This window comes from Anaerosolibacter carboniphilus (genome assembly GCF_014205875.1).
GTDB lineage: Bacteria > Bacillota > Clostridia > Peptostreptococcales > Thermotaleaceae > Anaerosolibacter > Anaerosolibacter carboniphilus.
This window is the reverse complement of sequence record NZ_JACHEN010000030.1, coordinates 1-19,083: the sequence shown is the minus strand read 5'-3', so window position 1 is coordinate 19,083 and position 19,083 is coordinate 1. Positions and strand designations below refer to the sequence as shown.

Annotated in this window: 21 protein-coding genes and 1 other RNA gene; 18 read left to right on the top strand and 4 right to left on the bottom strand. The window is 33.8% G+C overall.

Annotated features, from left to right (window positions below; translation table 11 throughout):
- Positions 1 to 171 precede the first annotated feature (171 nt).
- The 4 genes from HNQ80_RS19740 to HNQ80_RS19725 all read left to right on the top strand — a co-directional run bounded on the left by HNQ80_RS19740 (position 172) and on the right by HNQ80_RS19725 (position 2,871).
- Positions 172 to 507, top strand: coding sequence for a hypothetical protein (locus tag HNQ80_RS19740; protein ID WP_184312414.1), 336 nt, complete (start codon positions 172 to 174; stop codon positions 505 to 507).
- 12 nt (positions 508 to 519) lie between these two features.
- Complete coding sequence (locus HNQ80_RS19735; protein ID WP_184312413.1) at positions 520 to 1,773, top strand: AAA family ATPase; 1,254 nt, start codon at positions 520 to 522, stop codon at positions 1,771 to 1,773.
- Between the two features lie 452 nt (positions 1,774 to 2,225).
- The gene (locus tag HNQ80_RS19730) at positions 2,226 to 2,441 is read left to right on the top strand and encodes a helix-turn-helix transcriptional regulator (RefSeq protein ID WP_184312412.1); all 216 of its coding nucleotides are present in this window, start codon (positions 2,226 to 2,228) and stop codon (positions 2,439 to 2,441) included.
- On the top strand, positions 2,410 to 2,871 hold the full coding sequence (locus HNQ80_RS19725; protein WP_330602970.1) for a hypothetical protein: 462 nt from the start codon (positions 2,410 to 2,412) through the stop codon (positions 2,869 to 2,871). The genes HNQ80_RS19730 and HNQ80_RS19725 overlap by 32 nt, the downstream gene beginning before the upstream one ends.
- Before the next feature lie 138 nt (positions 2,872 to 3,009).
- Here the strand turns inward: HNQ80_RS19725 and HNQ80_RS19720 are convergent, their stop codons facing one another.
- Positions 3,010 to 4,059 (bottom strand): CotS family spore coat protein, encoded by a 1,050-nt coding sequence (locus HNQ80_RS19720; protein WP_184312410.1) that lies wholly within the window; start codon positions 4,057 to 4,059, stop codon positions 3,010 to 3,012.
- 154 nt (positions 4,060 to 4,213) lie between these two features.
- On the opposite strand from HNQ80_RS19720, the gene HNQ80_RS19715 reads away from it, so the two are divergent.
- The 4 genes from HNQ80_RS19715 (at position 4,214) to rpoD (ending at position 8,830) form a co-directional block, all read left to right on the top strand.
- A complete protein-coding gene (locus HNQ80_RS19715; RefSeq protein WP_184312409.1) occupies positions 4,214 to 5,218 on the top strand; it encodes a deoxyguanosinetriphosphate triphosphohydrolase in 1,005 nt (334 codons plus the stop codon).
- Between the two features lie 105 nt (positions 5,219 to 5,323).
- Positions 5,324 to 5,779, top strand: a complete 456-nt coding sequence (locus HNQ80_RS19710) for a YaiI/YqxD family protein (RefSeq protein WP_184312408.1) — start codon at positions 5,324 to 5,326, stop codon at positions 5,777 to 5,779.
- 81 nt (positions 5,780 to 5,860) lie between these two features.
- Entirely contained in the window at positions 5,861 to 7,714 is a 1,854-nt protein-coding gene (gene dnaG / locus HNQ80_RS19705; protein WP_184312407.1) for a DNA primase, read from the top strand.
- Between the two features lie 24 nt (positions 7,715 to 7,738).
- Entirely contained in the window at positions 7,739 to 8,830 is a 1,092-nt protein-coding gene (gene rpoD, locus HNQ80_RS19700) for an RNA polymerase sigma factor RpoD (RefSeq protein WP_184312406.1), read from the top strand.
- A 104-nt stretch (positions 8,831 to 8,934) separates the two neighbouring features.
- Here the strand turns inward: rpoD and HNQ80_RS19695 are convergent, their stop codons facing one another.
- Positions 8,935 to 9,138, bottom strand: a complete 204-nt coding sequence (locus HNQ80_RS19695) for a hypothetical protein (protein WP_184312405.1) — start codon at positions 9,136 to 9,138, stop codon at positions 8,935 to 8,937.
- A gap of 80 nt (positions 9,139 to 9,218) precedes the next feature.
- On the opposite strand from HNQ80_RS19695, the gene HNQ80_RS19690 reads away from it, so the two are divergent.
- From HNQ80_RS19690 to HNQ80_RS19660, 7 genes are all read left to right on the top strand, one after another.
- On the top strand, positions 9,219 to 9,941 hold the full coding sequence (locus HNQ80_RS19690; protein WP_243183430.1) for an HAD family hydrolase: 723 nt from the start codon (positions 9,219 to 9,221) through the stop codon (positions 9,939 to 9,941).
- 39 nt (positions 9,942 to 9,980) lie between these two features.
- Positions 9,981 to 10,688, top strand: coding sequence for a tRNA (adenine(22)-N(1))-methyltransferase (locus HNQ80_RS19685; RefSeq protein WP_184312404.1), 708 nt, complete (start codon positions 9,981 to 9,983; stop codon positions 10,686 to 10,688).
- Positions 10,661 to 11,779: a Nif3-like dinuclear metal center hexameric protein gene (locus HNQ80_RS19680; RefSeq protein WP_184312403.1), complete on the top strand. Its 1,119-nt coding sequence runs from the start codon at positions 10,661 to 10,663 to the stop codon at positions 11,777 to 11,779. Before HNQ80_RS19685 ends, HNQ80_RS19680 begins: the two co-directional genes overlap by 28 nt.
- A gap of 103 nt (positions 11,780 to 11,882) precedes the next feature.
- Positions 11,883 to 12,590, top strand: a complete 708-nt coding sequence (locus tag HNQ80_RS19675) for a zinc ribbon domain-containing protein (RefSeq protein ID WP_184312402.1) — start codon at positions 11,883 to 11,885, stop codon at positions 12,588 to 12,590.
- Between the two features lie 94 nt (positions 12,591 to 12,684).
- Positions 12,685 to 13,027: RNase P RNA component class A (gene rnpB, locus HNQ80_RS19670), an RNA gene on the top strand.
- A 566-nt stretch (positions 13,028 to 13,593) separates the two neighbouring features.
- The gene (locus HNQ80_RS19665) at positions 13,594 to 14,145 is read left to right on the top strand and encodes a hypothetical protein (RefSeq protein WP_184312401.1); all 552 of its coding nucleotides are present in this window, start codon (positions 13,594 to 13,596) and stop codon (positions 14,143 to 14,145) included.
- A 203-nt stretch (positions 14,146 to 14,348) separates the two neighbouring features.
- Positions 14,349 to 14,633 carry a hypothetical protein gene (locus HNQ80_RS19660; RefSeq protein ID WP_207727111.1) on the top strand — a complete coding sequence of 95 codons (285 nt, stop codon included), beginning with the start codon at positions 14,349 to 14,351 and terminating at the stop codon, positions 14,631 to 14,633.
- A 123-nt stretch (positions 14,634 to 14,756) separates the two neighbouring features.
- Here HNQ80_RS19660 and HNQ80_RS19655 read toward each other — a convergent pair whose 3' ends face one another.
- Complete coding sequence (locus tag HNQ80_RS19655; protein WP_184312400.1) at positions 14,757 to 14,924, bottom strand: aspartyl-phosphate phosphatase Spo0E family protein; 168 nt, start codon at positions 14,922 to 14,924, stop codon at positions 14,757 to 14,759.
- A gap of 228 nt (positions 14,925 to 15,152) precedes the next feature.
- On the opposite strand from HNQ80_RS19655, the gene HNQ80_RS19650 reads away from it, so the two are divergent.
- Positions 15,153 to 15,341: a hypothetical protein gene (locus tag HNQ80_RS19650; RefSeq protein ID WP_184312399.1), complete on the top strand. Its 189-nt coding sequence runs from the start codon at positions 15,153 to 15,155 to the stop codon at positions 15,339 to 15,341.
- Positions 15,342 to 15,629: 288 nt separating this feature from the next.
- Here the strand turns inward: HNQ80_RS19650 and HNQ80_RS19645 are convergent, their stop codons facing one another.
- Complete coding sequence (locus HNQ80_RS19645) at positions 15,630 to 16,460, bottom strand: hypothetical protein (protein WP_184312398.1); 831 nt, start codon at positions 16,458 to 16,460, stop codon at positions 15,630 to 15,632.
- A gap of 734 nt (positions 16,461 to 17,194) precedes the next feature.
- On the opposite strand from HNQ80_RS19645, the gene HNQ80_RS19640 reads away from it, so the two are divergent.
- Complete coding sequence (locus tag HNQ80_RS19640; protein ID WP_184312397.1) at positions 17,195 to 17,791, top strand: class I SAM-dependent methyltransferase; 597 nt, start codon at positions 17,195 to 17,197, stop codon at positions 17,789 to 17,791.
- 248 nt (positions 17,792 to 18,039) lie between these two features.
- Positions 18,040 to 18,843 (top strand): nucleotidyltransferase domain-containing protein, encoded by an 804-nt coding sequence (locus HNQ80_RS19635; protein ID WP_184312396.1) that lies wholly within the window; start codon positions 18,040 to 18,042, stop codon positions 18,841 to 18,843.
- Positions 18,844 to 19,083: the final 240 nt, after the last annotated feature.

The following is a 19,083-nucleotide window of genomic DNA, read 5'->3' as shown; positions in this document are numbered from 1 at the left end:
AACTTTAGAAACGTTGAAAAACAAAGGTTATATAGGAAGTGTACAAAATGATGTATAGGTATTGTCTATCGACAATTCGATAGGCAATACTTATTTTTTTATAGTTTTTAGCATTTTCGGAACAAAAAACATTGATAAAAGTATGTATTATGGAACACATTTGATGCAATTATGGAACAATGTTCGAATTATTATAATAATAAGATTTCATTCTATTGTTTACAAGGTGATGATTCTTGGGCAGGAATTGACTCCAAGATAAGAGGCAATCGCCAGAATACAGCAGTAACTGAGGCGTTGATAGATGAAATATGTAGGATAAGCCCATCAAAACCTTATGATGAGCTAAAAAGAGATTTTGATGAGATGTCAAAGACATATGCTCAAGTCAGAAGCGGCGCTTCTGAAATCTCAACCAGTATAGAACAGATTGGAAATAAAATTAATGAAGACACTATTATTAGAGTGTTAGTTGAGGTAATTGAAAAGCCGGATTTAACAGACTGAGAGAGATTTATCATGGAAGCAATTATAGGTGGTAAACAAGTATTTTATGAAGAGGTAAGTAACAACTTTAATAATGAAGATACTACTTCGTGTCCTTATTGTCTACAGCCAGTTACTTCGGAATATAAAAGTGCATTAATTGCTAGCATTCATAAAGTATTGAGCAAAGTCGTAGACCTGCACAAATCAAAATTGAAAGCACTCAAAATGAACAAGATTAATTTTGATAAGAACATTTATAGAACGCTAAACAAAAATGTGGTTGATAAATGTGATACATTGGTGATTAACATAAATCTGGATATTGAGTTATATAATTCGCTTATTGATAGGAAATTTGATAATGTGTATACACCAATTCATCAAGAAATCTTGGGAATTTCAGAAAGGATAGCTGTTGCAAATATAGCCTTAGGTGAACTTGAAACTTTAAGAAAAACTCATAATGAAGCAATATTACAAAAAGACAAAATCTTCAATTCTTTAATTAAGCTGAATAAGGAACTATTTAGATATGTAATTGAAGAGAACCATAATCAGTATATTTTACTAAAGAAACAAAAATTAGAGGTAGAAATCTTGCTATCATCCCTAGCTACTGAAAAGCAAAAAATTCAAAGCGAGTTAAATCAGCTACTTCAGCAAAAGAAAAGTATAAAAATTGCAGTTGAACACATCAATAAAGGTATACAATACGTTTTCTTTTCTCCAAATAGGTTCGAATTACGAGCTGAAGATGATGAATATAAGCTTTATTCTAATGGGTATCCGGTGAAGCCTTCAGATATATCCTGTGGTGAAAGGAATATCATTGCGCTTTGCTATTTCTTCACTCAGATGATGGACAATCTAGATGAGGTTGATATGTATACAAGAGAGAGCCTCTTAGTAATAGATGACCCAGTATCGAGCTTGGATTTTGAAAATCGAATTGGAATATTGTCGTATTTAAAATCGCAAGTTTTAAGAATTATGTTCGGAAATAGGCATAGTAAATTGATATTATTTACACATGATTTAAGTTCGTTCTTTGACATTGAAAAAATGGCTGAAGAAATAAAAGAATCGTGTGAAAAGAAATATGGAAAGCACTCAACAGATTTTCACCTTCATGAGCTTCAAAACAAAGCGTTGAAAGATTTTAGATATAAAAAGCGCAATGAATATACACTTTTACTGGAGAGTATTTATCGATATGGCGTAGAAGAAACTGCTGAGGATGAAATTGTCATAGTAATAAGACTTCTAAACAAAAAAGCATGTTGAAGCTCATCTGTGCGGAGTCCCAAATTCAATACAGAAAATTGATGAGTGGTGCCAGAATATCCTGGGAAGTTAATGAAATAAGCTGGTCGTTATAATAGTTAGTCAGACTGATTTTAAGAATATCTTTCAGATAAAGTATTACTGATTATAAGAAGTGTTCCATAATAGTGGAAAATAGTGATTGGTCTATTTTGATAGCAGCTGCCCAGGCCGCCATTATCCAAAAAGACCAATCGAAGTAAGGCTAAAAACAGCATGGCTGAAATTGCAAAAACCTTATGTACCAAGGGCTTGAGAAGTTCTATATAAAATGAAAGATGGGTACTGTTTCTTAGTGATTTTTAAGAGACAGTACCCTTTCTTTTTATATAAATGTAAAGGAAACTTGACAAAGTGTGATAAAGCCTTTACAATAGATGTAAAGGTGCCTTGTCATAAGAAGAGGTGGTTAAATGGAAAATAAAGTTGAAGAGATTAGAAAGCTTCTAGGACTTAATCAAGAGGATTTGGCGAAGGCTCTTAAAGTTTCAAGACAAACAATTAGCTCAATAGAAACTGGGAAATATAACCCTTCATTGGAATTAGCCTTCGCAATTTCAGACTACTTTAAAAAATCGATTGAGGAAGTTTTTGTTTATGAAGGGAGAAGGAAAAATGAAAAAAAGTAATTTGTATGTAGGGCTGATATCCCTGTTTATAGGAATAGTTTTCCTGGTTATTGCATTGAATTTCGAGTCTAGTTTAGAAAGTTTATTATTTGGGTTTTCAGGGTCAGGAATTGGCGGTGGAGCAGTTGTTTTGTGGAAATATTATTATTGGACGAGACCGGAAAACAAAGACAGATATCAAGAAAAATTTGAGAATGCGAACATTGAATTACATGACGAAAGGAAAACTATTTTGCGGGATAAATCTGGAAGGTATGCATATATTATCGGGTTGATAGTACTATTTGTTTCTATTGTAATCTTTTCTATAATAGGCAGTCTTAATATAATAGAAAATTCAGAACTGATAATAACATATTTAGCTGGATTTTTGTTATTCCAATATATCATAGGAATTTTAATTTTTAACCATCTGAATAAGAAATACTAAGCAGACCGTAAAGAGTGTTCCATAATAGTGAAAATTAAGATTGGTCTATTTTGATAGCAGCAGCAAGAGCAGCCGTTATCAATAAGTAATAGTAAGCATCATGATAGAGGCACGGCATTGAGCTGTGCCTCTTCATTATCATAAATAACAATCCTCATACTCCTGAATAAATTTATCTTTACCGCGGGAACGATTTTCCATTTTACGGAACTTTTCGATAAAGTAGGACTCATCTCCATCCTGGCGCATGAATCTTCGTATCTCTTTATATAACTTCTCAGGAAAAATTAGAAATGCAAGAATTGCCTTTTTTTCATCTAAGCTTAGCGAATTCCGCTGATCATATGCATCAAGAATATATCTAGCAATAGAGAAGTCCCAGTTGGTATTGTTTCTATGCATAACTCGTCTAAGTAAGCTTGAAAGATCATGGAGTGGAATATCTAATTTGGAACGATCAAAATCGATCATAAACACCTTTTCCCCGTGGATATACAGGTTCTTATTTACATAATCTAGATGACAGTAGCGGTTTTCAACCACAGCTTTTTTCAATAGGTGCTGAAAATCGATCTCTTCTAGTAAATTTATAGATTTTTGAGCCATGGTATATTCGAGATCAAGGACTGATAAAAGCGGCTCATGGACGGCGTTAAACTGATAGTCATTGTAGATGCGGTCTTTGGACTTGATTAATTTATTGGTCTTGTTTATGAAATCTGTTTGCCAATTAAAATAGTTATATCGGTTTTTTGTACGTGGTAGATAATGAAATGCATTACCTTTTAAATGAAATTCAGCCAGATTTTCCGAGATGAGTCTTAAATCGTTTTTGCGATCATAACTACATCGGACACCATCGATCCAAGTCATCAAAAAAAATAAAACATGATCATGGGATACAAAGGATTCTTGTTGCTTTGTAAGGACAATCTCAGGGACGTGAAGGCCTTTACTTTTTAAGTATTGCATTAAATACAATACAAATTCTAAATCGTGTACTGAATAATAAACTTTCTTTAAGCAATAATCTAAATGGGGAGTTGTTACTCTGTAAATAGCTCTTTCTTTTTCTGAATTTTTTATTTTTATGATCTCGACGCTTTTAACTTCTAAGTCATAATGGGAAAGAATATGATTTGTAATGAACTCTAAATTGGATAGATCAAACTTTGTTATGGCTGACACGATATCACCTTCCTATGGAGCAAATTTTATGGAATATATGAGGACGAGATAATTCATCGAAAAAATGTTCGATGCCATGAAGGAATAATATGAGTACTGTGGTATATATATATTATGTTATAAAATATTTATTAACAAAAAGTGAGGTAGAACGATGAGATTTAGAGAGATCACTGAAAGGTTTGAAGAAGAAAGACTTTCACAATTTGCATCTAAATCTAGTAATACCAAGGGAAGACTTATTGAAGAGGAAAAATGCTCTATACGAACGGAATATCAGCGAGATCGAGATAGGATCTTGCATTCGAAAGCATTTAGAAGGTTGAAGCATAAAACTCAAGTGTTTTTGTCTCCTGAAGGTGATCATTATCGCACGAGATTAACCCATACATTAGAAGTTGCGCAGATCTCTCGTACCATCGCACGGGCGCTGCTATTAAATGAAGATCTAGCAGAGGCAATTTCCTTGGGACATGATTTGGGCCATACTCCTTTCGGTCATAGCGGGGAAAAAATATTAGATAAAATACATCCCGATGGATTTAAACATAATGAACAAAGCCTAAGAGTTATTGATTGCATTGAAAAGGGAAAACATGGTTGGGGATTAAATTTGACGTTTGAGGTTCGCGATGGTATACGAAATCATACTGGAGATATAGATCCAGCTACCCTTGAAGGACAGATTGTAAGACTAAGCGATCGGATTGCTTATATTAACCATGATATAGATGATGCAATTCGAGGTAATGTACTTACGAGTGCTAGATTACCTAAGGATTGTATAGAAAATTTGGGAGAGAATCACAGTCAGAGAATAAACAACATGATTATGGATGTGATCTATCATAGTTTTGAGAAACCAAGGATCGATATGAGCGAAAAAACCCTTTATTATACAAATAAATTGAGACAGTTTATGTTCGAAAACGTATATTTAAGCCAAAAAGCGAAAAAAGAAGAAGAAAAGGCCCAGTACATTATCCAGCAATTGTATAATTATTTCATAGCTCATCCAGAGACAATACCTTTAGAGCTTCAAGAAAGAATGGAAAACAATAATATCAATGAGATTGTAAAGGATTATATTGCAGGGATGACGGATAGATATGTAATTAATCGATATATGGAGATTTATGTACCGGAAGTGTGGAAGTAAGGTTTCTGAAAATTTCGGATTTGCGTTTTGGTCAAGGAATAGAAGGAATATGGATGATATGTGTCGAATTATGAAGTTCGCCATTGGATAGGATGGTAAAATTTAATGATAATCTATGTGGATGCTGATGCATGTGCTGTTAAGAAAGAAACGGTTCAGATAGCACGAAAATATAATATTGAAGTTGTCATGGTTGCAAGCATATGCCATATTACAAAAGAAGACGGGTATTCAAGATACCTTATTGTGGACAGTGGGGATCAATCTGTCGACATGACCATTGTGAATAGAGTGAATAAAAATGATGTGGTCATTACCGATGACTATGGACTTGCTTCGATGGTTTTGATGAAAAGAGCATTTTGCATATCGAGTCGAGGTTTGATTTATAATCTTGAAAATATTGACCGATTAATGATGCAAAGATACATTGGACAACAGATTCGGAAGGGCGGAGGAAGAGTAAAAGGACCTTCTAAGCATGGAAAGGAAGATGATCTCCACTTTATTCAGGGTCTGGACAAACTTATATATGAGGCACAATATAATCCCTTCGAATAGATCGAATGAAAAATTTCTTTATAGAAGGAAATTTTGCATGAATGGAGAAACAATACTATAAGGATTATATAGGTGATGAAAATGAGCATACATTTAAATGAAGATATAATCGAAGAAATTAGAAGCCGAAATGAGATCGTGGATGTCATTTCCAGATACATTCAGTTGAACAAAAGCGGGAGAAATCATAAAGGATTGTGTCCCTTTCACCATGAGAAAACACCTTCCTTTATGGTATCTGAAGAGAAACAATTATATCATTGTTTTGGATGTGGAGAAGCTGGTAATGTCATTAATTTTGTTATGAAAGTTGAAAACCTAGATTTTATCGATGCTGTAACCTTGATGGGACAATGGGTAGGAATTCATGTTGAGGAAATATCATCTACAAAGCAGGAAAAAGAAGAAATAAGTAGAAAAAATAAAATATATGAAATCAATAGGGAAGCAGCACTATTTTATTACAGAAATTTGTCGAAAGAAAAGAATTCCGGATTTGCCTATTTTAGGAAAAGAGGTTTGCAGGAAAATATTATAAAGAAGTTTGGCCTAGGGTATGCAGAAGATCAATGGGAAGCATTGAATATGTATTTACTAAAAAAGGGCTATGATCAAGAACTAATTTATCAGGCAGGTTTGGTTTTAGAAAGAAAATCAAAAGATGGTTTTTATGATCGATTTAGAAATCGAGTCATCTTTCCCATTATTAATACTACGGGAAATGTTCTTGGTTTTGGTGGAAGAGCATTGGATGATAGTTTGCCCAAATATCTAAATTCTCCAGAGACACCTGTATTTAACAAGGGAAACAATCTTTTTGGTTTAAATTTAGCCAAAAAGGAAATAGGAAAAGATAAACGTATTATCGTTGTAGAAGGATATATGGACGTAATTTCCCTTTATCAGCACGATATCAAAAATGTAGTGGCTTCTTTAGGAACTGCATTGACGAGGAGCCAGGGAGAACTTTTAAAACGCTATAGTGATGAAATTATCATCGCATATGATTCTGATGCTGCTGGTCAAAAGGCCACATTAAGAGGACTTGATGTATTAGGCGAGCTAGATTGCAAAGTAAGGGTTGTTCGATTGACAGAAGCAAAGGATCCCGATGATTTTATTAAACAAAAAGGAAAAGATGCTTTTTTAAAGGAAGTTGAAGGAGCATTACCTTTAATAGATTATAAAATCCTGTTGGCAAAAATGGAAAATAACCTCTCAGCAACTGACGGAAAAGTTAAGTTTGTTAAGGCTGTGGCGGAGTTATTAAAGCAAGTAAAAAGTCCCGTGGAGGTAGATGCCTATATAAAGAAAGTTGCAATGGAATCACAGATTTCAGAGGAGGCTATAAAAAGGGAAATATTTGGTAATAATGTCTATAATCCATCGAGTCCTATACAGAAATCTATTCAAAATAGAGATAAGTATAGAAGTAAGCCTGATAGGTATACTAATAAGTATAATGTGCAGTCTGTTCAACCTGCTCAAAAGCAAGGATATCTAGAGGCCGAGAGAAGTCTTCTAAAATTGATGATACAAAATAGGGAAACTTACTCAAAAATAAAAATAGCCATTGGATATGAAGATTTTACAGATTCCACAAACAAGAAAATTGCAAAGGTTATCTATGAGTTATATAGCGTTCAAGAACAAAATGTTGATATGGATATGCTGCTAAATCATTTAGATATCGAAGAGATTAAAACATTGGGAGATATTCATCAAGTTGTTATTTCAGAAGATCATTTGGAGAAAGCTCTGATGGATTTCATAAATACAATTCATAATCATAGATTGAAAGAAGAAAAAAGAAGCATAGAGATGGAATTAAGCAAATTAGAAAAGAAAGAAAATAAATCTCAAGAGGAAATAGTGAGGATCAGGGAATTATGTACAGATTTGGAGAAAATTTTAAAGGAATTAAAGAAGCTGTAACGTTTGGGGAAGGAGGGAAGCACAATGAGCAAAAACATAGATAACAATATAGAAACGGTTAAGGATTTAATTGACAAAGGCAAAAAAAGAGGTATGCTAACCTATAATGAAATCATGGATACATTGGAAGAAATTGATTTAGATAAAGAACAAGTTGAAGAAGTTTATGATAACTTGGCTTCAATGGGGATCGATATTGTGGGAGAGCAAGATCCAGAAATCGAAATAGAAGATATTCCAGAAACAGAAGAAATTGTAGACCTAGACCTCTCTATCCCAAAGGGAATTAATATAGATGATCCAGTAAGAATGTATCTTAAAGAGATCGGAAAGGTTCCTCTGCTTTCTGCTGAAGAAGAAATTGAACTGGCAAAGAAGATGGAACAGGGAGATGAGGAAGCAAAGCGCAGGCTGTGTGAAGCGAATCTTCGTCTTGTCGTAAGTATTGCGAAGAGATATGTAGGTAGAGGAATGCTATTTTTAGATTTGATTCAGGAAGGAAACCTAGGACTGATTAAAGCAGTAGAAAAGTTTGATTTCAGAAAAGGGTTTAAATTTAGTACTTATGCTACTTGGTGGATTAGACAGGCCATTACAAGAGCCATTGCAGACCAGGCAAGAACTATCAGAATACCAGTGCATATGGTAGAAACGATAAATAAACTAATTAGGGTTTCAAGACAACTCTTACAAGAACTTGGCAGGGAGCCAAGACCTGAGGAGATTGCGAAGGAAATGGATCTTCCTGTTGAAAAGGTAAGAGAGATTCTAAAGATTTCTCAAGAGCCAGTGTCTTTAGAAACACCTATTTGGGAAGAGGAAGATAGTCATTTAGGAGACTTTATACCTGATGATGATGCGCCAGCTCCTGCAGAGGCAGCAGCCTTCTCCATGTTAAAGGAACAACTAATAGAAGTGTTGGATACATTGACACCTAGGGAACAAAAGGTTTTACGACTAAGATTTGGATTGGATGATGGTCGTGCAAGAACCTTGGAAGAAGTAGGCAAGAAATTTGATGTTACTAGGGAAAGAATAAGGCAGATTGAAGCGAAGGCACTAAGGAAGCTTCGACATCCAAGTAGAAGTAAGAAACTAAAGGATTATCTAGAATAAAGATTCGCTTACTTAAGCGAATCTTTATAATTGATGGAAATACGAAGATTTACCTGTGAGAACAATACAATTTAGATATGGGCCGCTTTCTAGGGTAAGGAAAACTACCAATACTGCTTTTGTTTTCCATACTCTATTTTCTTTTCTTTGGTAGCGTCACTTTCATTGGCATCCAATTGATCTTGAAGACAGTTCATGAATTGATCTGCTTCTTCTTCCCATTCAGTTGTTGTTCCACCCCATTTGAACCCGATAAAATTTCGAGTAGGAGCTGTGTCGCGAGAATGTTGCGTTTTCTTTTCATTCATGAAAAACACCTCCTAGCGTTATTTTTTGTTGAAAGAAAGAAATTATCATGAGAATTTTTGGAGAAAGGATGTCAGTGATCATGAACACAATTCTTTTCGATTTAGATGGAACCTTACTACCGATTGATATGGAGCGGTTTTTGGGACAATACCTTGATACTCTCTCTAAAAAGTGTGTCTATATAGCAGAAGAAAACTTATTCAAGAAAGCGCTTTTGCAATCTACAGAATATATGGTTGGAAATAAAGACTCCAATAAAACCAATGAAGAGGTGTTTATGGAGGACTTTTGTCCTAGAATCCAAAAAACGCTAGATGAGATTGCTCCTATCCTAGATGAATTTTATAGAATAGAGTTTAAGGAATTAAAAAGCACTACCCAAGCGTTACATGCAATGAAGGAAATGATTCATTTGCTTAAGGAAAAAGGCTATACCCTAGTTGTGGCAACGAATCCTTTGTTTCCGCGGCAAGCAATTCTCCATCGTATTCATTGGGCAGGCCTTGACCCCGAAGATTTTGATCTAATCACAGATTATGAGACCATGCATTTTTGTAAACCCCATATAGAATTCTATGAAGAGATACTTTCGAAGATCGATAAAGGTCCAGAAGAATGTCTGATGATAGGAAATGATGTTCAAGAGGATTTAATAGCCGCCCAGCTAGGAATGAAAACTTTTTTAGTTGAGGATAATATCATCAATAGAAGTAATATGGAAATTATTGCAGATTATAAAGGAAGCTACGCAGATTTATTTCATTTTGTAGAAAGTTTGCCAAATCTACATAGGGAATCGTGAAAAAGATATGATATAATAAATAATATAGCGAGGGATTTTATGAAGTTAACACCAAGGCTTTTAACAATTGCTAAGCTTATACCTCAGAATACTGTTGTAGCAGATATTGGAACGGACCACGCATATATACCAGTGTATTTAATTAAAAATAAAATTGCCAAAAGAGTTATCGCCGCAGATGTAAATAATGGTCCACTGCAAAGTGCACAAAAGAATATCGCTTTGCATCATATGGAGAATTATATTGAAACGAGGCTGGGAAATGGATTGGAGATTTTACATCCCGGTGAAGTAGATACCGTTATTATTGCTGGCATGGGAGGATTGCTGATTAGAGATATTTTGACTGCTCATCCAGCGATTACTTCATCTATAGATACCTTTGTCCTTCAGCCCATGGTCGCCCAGGATGATTTAAGACGATGGCTTCTAAATAATGGTTTCATGATTGTGAATGAAGGTCTTGTAAAAGAAGATCATCGAATCTATGAGGTCATGGTTGTAAAAAAAGGAATACAATCTGTTATAGATGATATTTATTATGAGCTTGGAGAAAAGCTTATTGAAAATAATGATCCGCTCTTGATTGAGTTTATCCGTAAGCATCTAAAGAAGTATAATGAAATTCTTAGTCAACTTGCTGGACAAAACAGTGAGATTGCTAATGAAAAACGAAACATGTGTCTTCAAAAGGTTGAAAAACTGGAAGAGGTGTTGTCATGCCTGAACAATGTAAAACAGTCATAAACTTAATAGAGAGACTTGCCCCTACTTACTTGGCAGAATCATGGGACAATGTAGGTCTGCAAATAGGCGGTACTGATAAAGATGTACATAAGGTTATGGTTTGCTTAGAAGTGACGGAGGCTGTAATTGATGAGGCTATTGAAAAAGGGGTGGATATGATTGTTTCCCATCATCCTTTGATTTTTAAGCCAATAAAGTCAATCTGTACTCGTGATCCTATCGGCCGAATGCTTTATAGGTTGATTCAGCATGATATAGTTCTTTACTGTGCCCATACAAATTTAGATGTAGCTGCAGGCGGAACCAATGATGTTGTTGCTCAAGCATTGAATCTAGAAGGGGTGGAATTATTAAAGAAATCATATGATGAGATCTTTTACAAGCTAGTGGTATTTGTACCAGAAACCCATATTGAGGTGGTACGGGCATCCATCTGCGAGGCAGGAGGCGGTCATATAGGTGATTATAGTCATTGTACCTACCAAACCTTGGGTACAGGTACTTTTATACCTCTGGAAGGGAGCAACCCTTATATAGGTGTAGAAAATAAGCTTGAAAAAGTGTCAGAATATCGACTAGAAACAATTATAAATCAAAAAGATTTGAAGACTGTCATTCAAAAGATGAAAGAGGCTCATCCCTATGAGGAAGTAGCTTACGATATATTTTCTCTAACCAATGAAATAGAATCCTTTGGTATGGGAAGGCAGGGCATGTTGAAGGAAAGAATAAAACTGTCTTTGCTTTGTGATGAATTGAAATTGAAACTAGGGTTAGATCATATCAAAGTAGTTGGCGATGTCAATCAGTGGGTTCAAAAGATTGCTCTATGCACAGGGAGCGGTGCTGAGTTTATTTACGATGCTTACAAAGCTGGTTGTGACTGCTTCATTACTGGAGACGTAAAGTATCATGATGCCCAGTATTCTGCACAATTGGGTATTGCTGTTATCGATGCAGGACATTTTGAAACGGAGGATTTTGCTTGTAGAACGATTGCCCTTTCTTTACAGGAAATGTCCAAACAATTAAATTATAACATTGATATATTTCCATCAACGGTATATATTAATCCATTTCAAATTCTCTAAGAATAGGTTTTTTTGCCTATTCTTTTTTATATCTACAACCAGCTTGACTGAAGATTATAAATAGGCTCATGAAAAGAAAATCTATGATGAAAGTGGGGATTTTATGAAAACAACAGAGCAATTATGGAGGTTACAAGAACTAGAGGAACAATTGACAGAGGCGAAAAAACAAAAGAAGATTCTTTCAGATGGAAAAGAAATTCAGGAAAACATCCAGGAGCATAAGAACTTAAAGAAACAGTATGAAAATATAAAGATAAGCATTGATGAAACGCAGATAGATATAAAGCGCTTAGAACAGTTGTTGGAGCAAATGAATGTAAAGAAAGAGGAAAATAGGGGTAACCTATATGGCGGAAAAATTAACGATCTGAAGCAACTAGGTATAATGTTGAAGGATCAAGAGAAGATGGAAAGTGAAGTGGCCGAAACTGAGGGAAATCTCATCAAAGCCATTGAATTATTAGAAAGCTATGAAAAGAATGGGGAAGAGATTTATAGTAATGAACGGAAATTAGGTGGGCAGATCAAGAAAATGTTAAGCGATCGGCAAAAGAATATAGAGAGTATCGAGAAAAAAATTGAGGAATTAACAAGTCAATTGGCTGAACTGAAAACTCAAATTAGCAAGAAGGATATGGACCTTTATGAATATATTAAAGCTAGAAAAAATAGACCTGTAGCGCAATTAAATGAAGATATTTGTACAGGATGCAATATGGATTTGCCTGTAATGACCCTTACATTGCTCAGAAAAGGAGAAGTTGCTACCTGTGACAATTGCGGAAGAATACTCCATAAAGGTGAATAGGGGTAGTAGCTAGGGAATAGGATTCCAGTATTTGGTCTTTGACATACCTATGCATATATGCTAAGATAGTATTTGTTCTCGAAAAACTAAATAACGAGTAAGTCAGATGGTCGCGGACGTGATTATTCACGGACGAGGAAAGTCCGAGCTCCATAGGGCAAGGTGCTGGGTAATACCCAGTGGAGGCGACTCCAAGGAAAGTGCAACAGAAATAGACCGCCAGAGAAATCTGGTAAGGATGGAAAGGTGAGGTAAGAGCTCACCAGCAACTAGGCGACTAGTTGGCTCTGTAAACCCCACCCGGAGCAAGACCAAGTAGGGACTAAAAAGCGGCTGCCCGCCGTGTCCCGTGGTAGGTCGCTTGAATCTACTGGCAACAGTAGATCTAGAAAGATGGCTGTCAAATACAGAACTCGGCTTATAGATTTACTCGTTTCTAACATGGAAAACTCCAGCTTAAAGGCTGGTGTTTTTCTTTTATATTGAGTGAAAATCTATGCTCATTATCTGTTCTAGTAAATGAAGCCTTCTGCCCCTAATCTCGAAATTATTATTTTCATAATAACATTTTTATTATTATTAAGGTAAGCTATAAATTGAGGTTTGTTCATTATAGAAAAAAATAAGTATTGTTAGGGAGTGTATCTGCTGTGTAGGAGTATTGGGTTGCTATAGAGAATATGGCTAATTATCAATAAGCCTTCATCTAGAGGATTTACGGAGGAGATACGATGTTTAAGAGGGGTAATAGAGAGTTATGATTTACAAAACAACTATATAGACATAGTAGGTCTAATAAATTGTACATATTTACGCGTATTACCCTAAAGTTAGAGTAAGAGGGAGAACATCAGAAAGTGAAAAATAGCAATATGACTGTCAGAGCTTGATGCTCCGACTTTTTTTATTTTTGATTACTGAGATTAAAATATCTGGCATTGCTAATGATAAATATATTAGAAGGAAAGAAATAAAAGCAGTATATAAGGAGTGAAGTGAGGCTATGAAGTTCTTAAATATATTATTTGTGCTTGTGATGGCAGCCACAGCAATTGGATTTATAGGTAGGGAAGATTATACGTATATATATAATATCCTTATCATAGGCATAGTTTATTTTTCTATCCTCTATATGGAATTTAAACTACATTTTAAAATAAAGAACTACATTAAAATCCTACTGATTATCACTTTCATTTTGCATACTACCTTCGGTCAGTATATAAACTTATATCAAAAGAACAACTGGTTTGATAAAGGACTACACTTGTTTGGAATCTTTGCTTTTTCCCTCTTATTCTATGCAACCATAACAGCTCTGATTAATGTTAATACCAATTCAAAGATTTATACTTTCATTGTGGTTTCATCAATAGGAATTACAGCTGGTGTATATTTTGAACTCCTCGAATTTGCCTTGGATATTTCTACTGGATCAAAGCATCAACATGGTCTAATCGATACAAATCTAGACATAATATTTAATATGATAGGCGCTTATTTAGCTGGCGTATGGGTTGTATACAGTAGAAATTCGTTACAGAATAAGATGTAATTACAATATTATTTTATTGAACTAAGTAGTTAAATTTAAAGGTCAAGGCTAAAGAATTATTTTTAATTAATCATTTATTCACAAAATGTATCTCTTACGGACATGGATTGAACTTTGAAAATTATTTAACACAACGGTCTAAAGAAACATATCATATATCGAGTGCATATAAAAAATATGCATTAAAACAAGGGGGAATATATATGTTTAGACAACCGTATCCAATGCATCATTATGGACCTATGACTAATCCTTATATGACAAATCCACATATGCTTATGATGGATCCACATCATTTTCTTATGATGGTTCGTCCTTTAGTCGAGTATGGATTGAAAGAAGCCGAATTTACAAACAAAAGACATGCAATGACTGAAGTAGCTTTGATTGCATACTTGATGGGAATGGGCTATGATATGCACAGAGCCCACAGAATTGTTGAGTCATGGGAAATTGATGAGAAGTTTCCATATGAACGTATGGAATAAATACAATATAAAAACAGGGGCATAAAATAGGCAAATTGACAAGGAGACAAATTTATCTAATATAAAATCGTCTCCTTTTATATTAAACAATGTAAATTCAAATGGTAAAAGGGTAGAATAATTCTACCCTTCCTTTCTTAAAAGCTCATTATGTTCATTTATTTTAATGTCAAGTTCCTGGCTAAGTGTCAATATTTTAGGGTCTGTCAGTGTGGGATCTTTCGAAATCAATTCATTCATAGCAGCTCTTAATTGTTCGATTTCGGAGGATATTTGATCTAAACTATCCATACCATAACTCCTTATTTCACAATATTTGGAAAATAATCATAGAAACATTATATATCTCCAAGATGTATACTTCAATACAAAATATTACAGATTTTTGGTATTCTTTCATTTTTCTTGTCAAGAATAAAGGATAATCGTACTTACTATAGAATATATGGTGTAGCGGAGCGTACCAATTAGCGGAGAGTACGAATAACAAAAGCGATTTTATGAAGATGGGAGTCTTTCATGAGTATAAGCGCGTATAAAATAGAAAAGGACTTAGAATTATTATGTATTGAAATGATTGATATCCTTGGAAAAATGAAGGATAGAGGGATCATTAGCGAAGATCAATATGATGAACACATTAAATTGAAAGTAGAGTTTCTTAATAACTATGGAGAAGTATGTAGTAAAGTAAAAGGACAGGAATAACTTCTGTCCTTTTGCTTTTATACTAAAGAAATCTGAATATAAAATGCTAATGTAAATAGATTATAATAAACGGCTTTTCCATTGGAGAGTCAAGTGCGATGGTGAATTAGCTGAAGTTAAACATACTCTAATGACAAAGAGCAGAGTTGAACTCTGCTCGTATTTACTGCGAGAAATACATATTTGCTAATGTTAGAAGGTAAGCGTATTTTATAAGAAATGTGCAGCACACAAAATCAATATATAATAATTATTGCGTTGGACAAATCTAAAAGATAGAGTCGAATTCTATTTTTCTTCTGAAGTATTAGATAATTGTTTTTTTTCATCTTTTACGTGAGTTTTAATGCTCTTCATCATAGCAATTTGGAAATTGTTCTTTTCTTGATTTTCATCAATGCTATCTAGCATATCATAAATTTCAGCTTCCAATTTTGAAATCTCAAACTTAAGAAGAGAGAGTTCTTTTCTAATTAAGTCAGATGCCTGTCCAAGTGCGAGTCTAGACTCCATGTAGTTACGAAGTACATCAGCATTTTTTAACCTATCAGTGATAGAGTCTTTCTCTTGATATTCTGAATTTTCCCTTTGCGCTTTCGCTCGTTCAACAATTTCGATCATATCAGCGATACTGCTCATATTTTCTTCTATAGCATTAGCTGCCTCGATAAGTTCTTTACTAATATCGTTATTCTCTAAGAAATCTATAATAGGTTTATCATCTTGAACTCTTTCTGGGTCGAAAGTATTTTCTTCTAGGGAATTCTTACTTTTGCTATCTGATATTTGATCTTTCACTTTTTCCATGAAATCGTCAAAATCATTTATAACATTATTTATAGATTTATCTAACTCGGATAAGAATTTTTGTTTTTGGTCAGCTAGTACAAATTTTTCTTCAATGCTCTTTTCAATTTTTTTCGCTTTATCTAGGGTTCTAAGCTTTAACTGTTGCACTCCTTCTTTACTTAACTCTAAAGCAACCGCCATGTTATTCATTCTATTTTGGATAACTTCAGCAGCTTTATTTATTGGCTGATTTTCTTGTCTCTGATGCCCTTGAGTTATCATTTGCTTGTAAGAAGAAAATGGAGTATCTGATAGACTATTAATATTCATTGGTTACTGTCCTCCCTGTCCGATATAATCTCTCAATTACTATATCGGATTTTTCCAAAAAAAGTTAACTTCAATTCGGCAAGTGATCCATAAAAAAATTAGCACTTGCATGAAGCCAAGCGTTTAATAAGTAATGGTTATCGAGGTTCTGTGTTTAAGCATTTGGCTCTTTGAAACCGTCTTTTTTACCTATGCTGCTGAATAGACCATAGTGTGTATGATTTTGAAAGGACAGATAGGATATGTCGTGTTGACAACTTTTATAAAATCATCTTTAACCAAAAAGAATGAGAAAATTACTACTTTTAAATTTAAGAAGGTAATAAATGGAATATGTAGAAATTTAATATTATGGAACGTTAATCCACAGCTGTAGGATATTAAGGCATAATTGGAGATACTTTAATAATCCAAACATATGTAGAATATCAGCTGCTACATTTCGTATTTAAGTACAATAGGGAATATGGTTTTGAATTTTCATGAAGGATGATAGCATGGAAAAGCGGGACATGATTGGTTCTTTCTTAGGGATCGCAAGCAAATGCTTTCATATCAAGGAGTGATATTTTGAGTTGTTTAAATGATGAAAAATCAATTGTTTATGGCTTATAGTTTTTAGTATAGAATACATAGTTTGATAGGACTCTCAGAAATATAATAACTATGTAAAATCATAGATCTATATTGATTCGGTAGCTTGAAGAAGAATATTACAAAAGGAGTAACCATAAATGGAGAAGTGGTTTAAGGAGAATGCTTATAACTACGAAGCGGACTATATAATCTATGAAGAACCATGGCGGCAGTCTGGATTTGCCGGACCGGAGGAACGTTGGGAAAAGTGTCGTAAACCTATTGCTGAGTTAGTTACCAAATCAGGAACTTTTTTAGACATTGGATGTGCAAATGGTTACTTATTAGAGTGTATAATGAAGTGGAAATTTGAAATAGGAATAAATATTACTCCATATGGATTGGATATTGGAGAAAAGCTTGTAGCATTAGCAAAGGAGCGTTTGTCTAGGTTTACTGACAATATGTTTATTGGCAATGCATTTTATTGGATACCTCCTATGAAGTTTGATTATGTGAGGACCGAGCTGGTTTATGTTCCAGATGAACTTAAGAAACAATACATTGAACGGCTCAAAAAGGATTTTCTTAACGAAGATGGAGCATTATTAGTTTGTGAGTACCGCCCAAGCAAAATTGATGTTCAAGATCCTTGGGTAAATGAAGTATTAAAAGACTATGGATTTAATATAAATGAGTATAAATCAGCTTTTTATGGTGGAAAAGAGTTAACTAGAGTCGCATTACTGAGGTAAGATCGGCGGCTTCATATAACAATACGTCTACATAGGTAAAAAGGTCCTCTTCACCAGAGCCAAACAGCTGAAATTCAAGATAAGAGCTGTTTAAAACATCCTGAGCATGGTGAAGGTACTGAGCATTATTTTAAAAGATAATACTGTTTTTGCTGATGATTTTCAGCCGTAGACTGTTACGAAAAGCGCCCTAATATGCTTTAGTATAGAAACATTTTATAGGTGCACTAATTTTGGGGGAGAAAATAATGTATAGTGAAATTGACAGGAAAGATGCATTAGAGAAATTAATAAAAATTTGTAGATCAATTGAGAATATTGATGGGGTGATTTTAGTAGGTTCTGGAGCTGAAGGTTTCACCGATAAATGGTCTGATATTGATTTGTCTATAGTTATTTGTCAAGAAGAGAAAACAAGACAAGTTTGGGATAAGATTAATGAAAAAATAATTTGTACTTTTGATATAATGAAAATTTTATATAATGAATATGGAGAAAATAATTTTTTATCGGCAATATTATTAAACAACTACTTAGAATTAGATATTGGAGTTTTAGCAATAAATAGATTAGTAGCAAAGAGAAAATCATGGAATGTTCTGTATGATAAATCTGGTATTATAACAAAAAAGCTGAATGATACATGGCAAGAAAGGAAGATACCTGATTTAAATGCTCGGGTTGAAAATAGTCTAAATAGTATCTGGTATCACATTAAGAATGGAGTTATGGCACTAAAAAGAAAAAAATCCTATAGAGTAATTAAAGAAATAGAAGAATTAAGAAATGAAATTATTGAGATAAGAGCATTACAGGAAAATAAAACGGCTAAGCACTTTAGAGACGTAGATGATATGGAAAAATGTTTTCTTGAAAAACTAGAAAAAACTTTCTTTAAAGAAATATCCATTGATGAATTATCAAAGACACTTATTAATTCATTCAATTTATATTTTGATTTAATAAAAGAAATAAGACAAAATTGTGAAGAAGTTATTAAATATGAAAATCAATTAAGGAAACTATTATTGGAATTGGAATTATTTAAGTAACGCCAAACTTAATTCGTAGTATTGTAAAATTAAGTAATGACTTTAGGAAATGGTAAAGAACTAGGTTGAATATTTCAGGACTAGATGCTGAATAATTGATATTTAATTAAACATATTTTTAAATAGAAAAGTAGGAGTAAGAACCTTCTAGTGTTGCATTAAGTAAAATATTTAATCTTGACCAATTTAAAACCCTCAGATTGCATGGATTATTCCATGTGATATGGGGGTTTTAGGCTT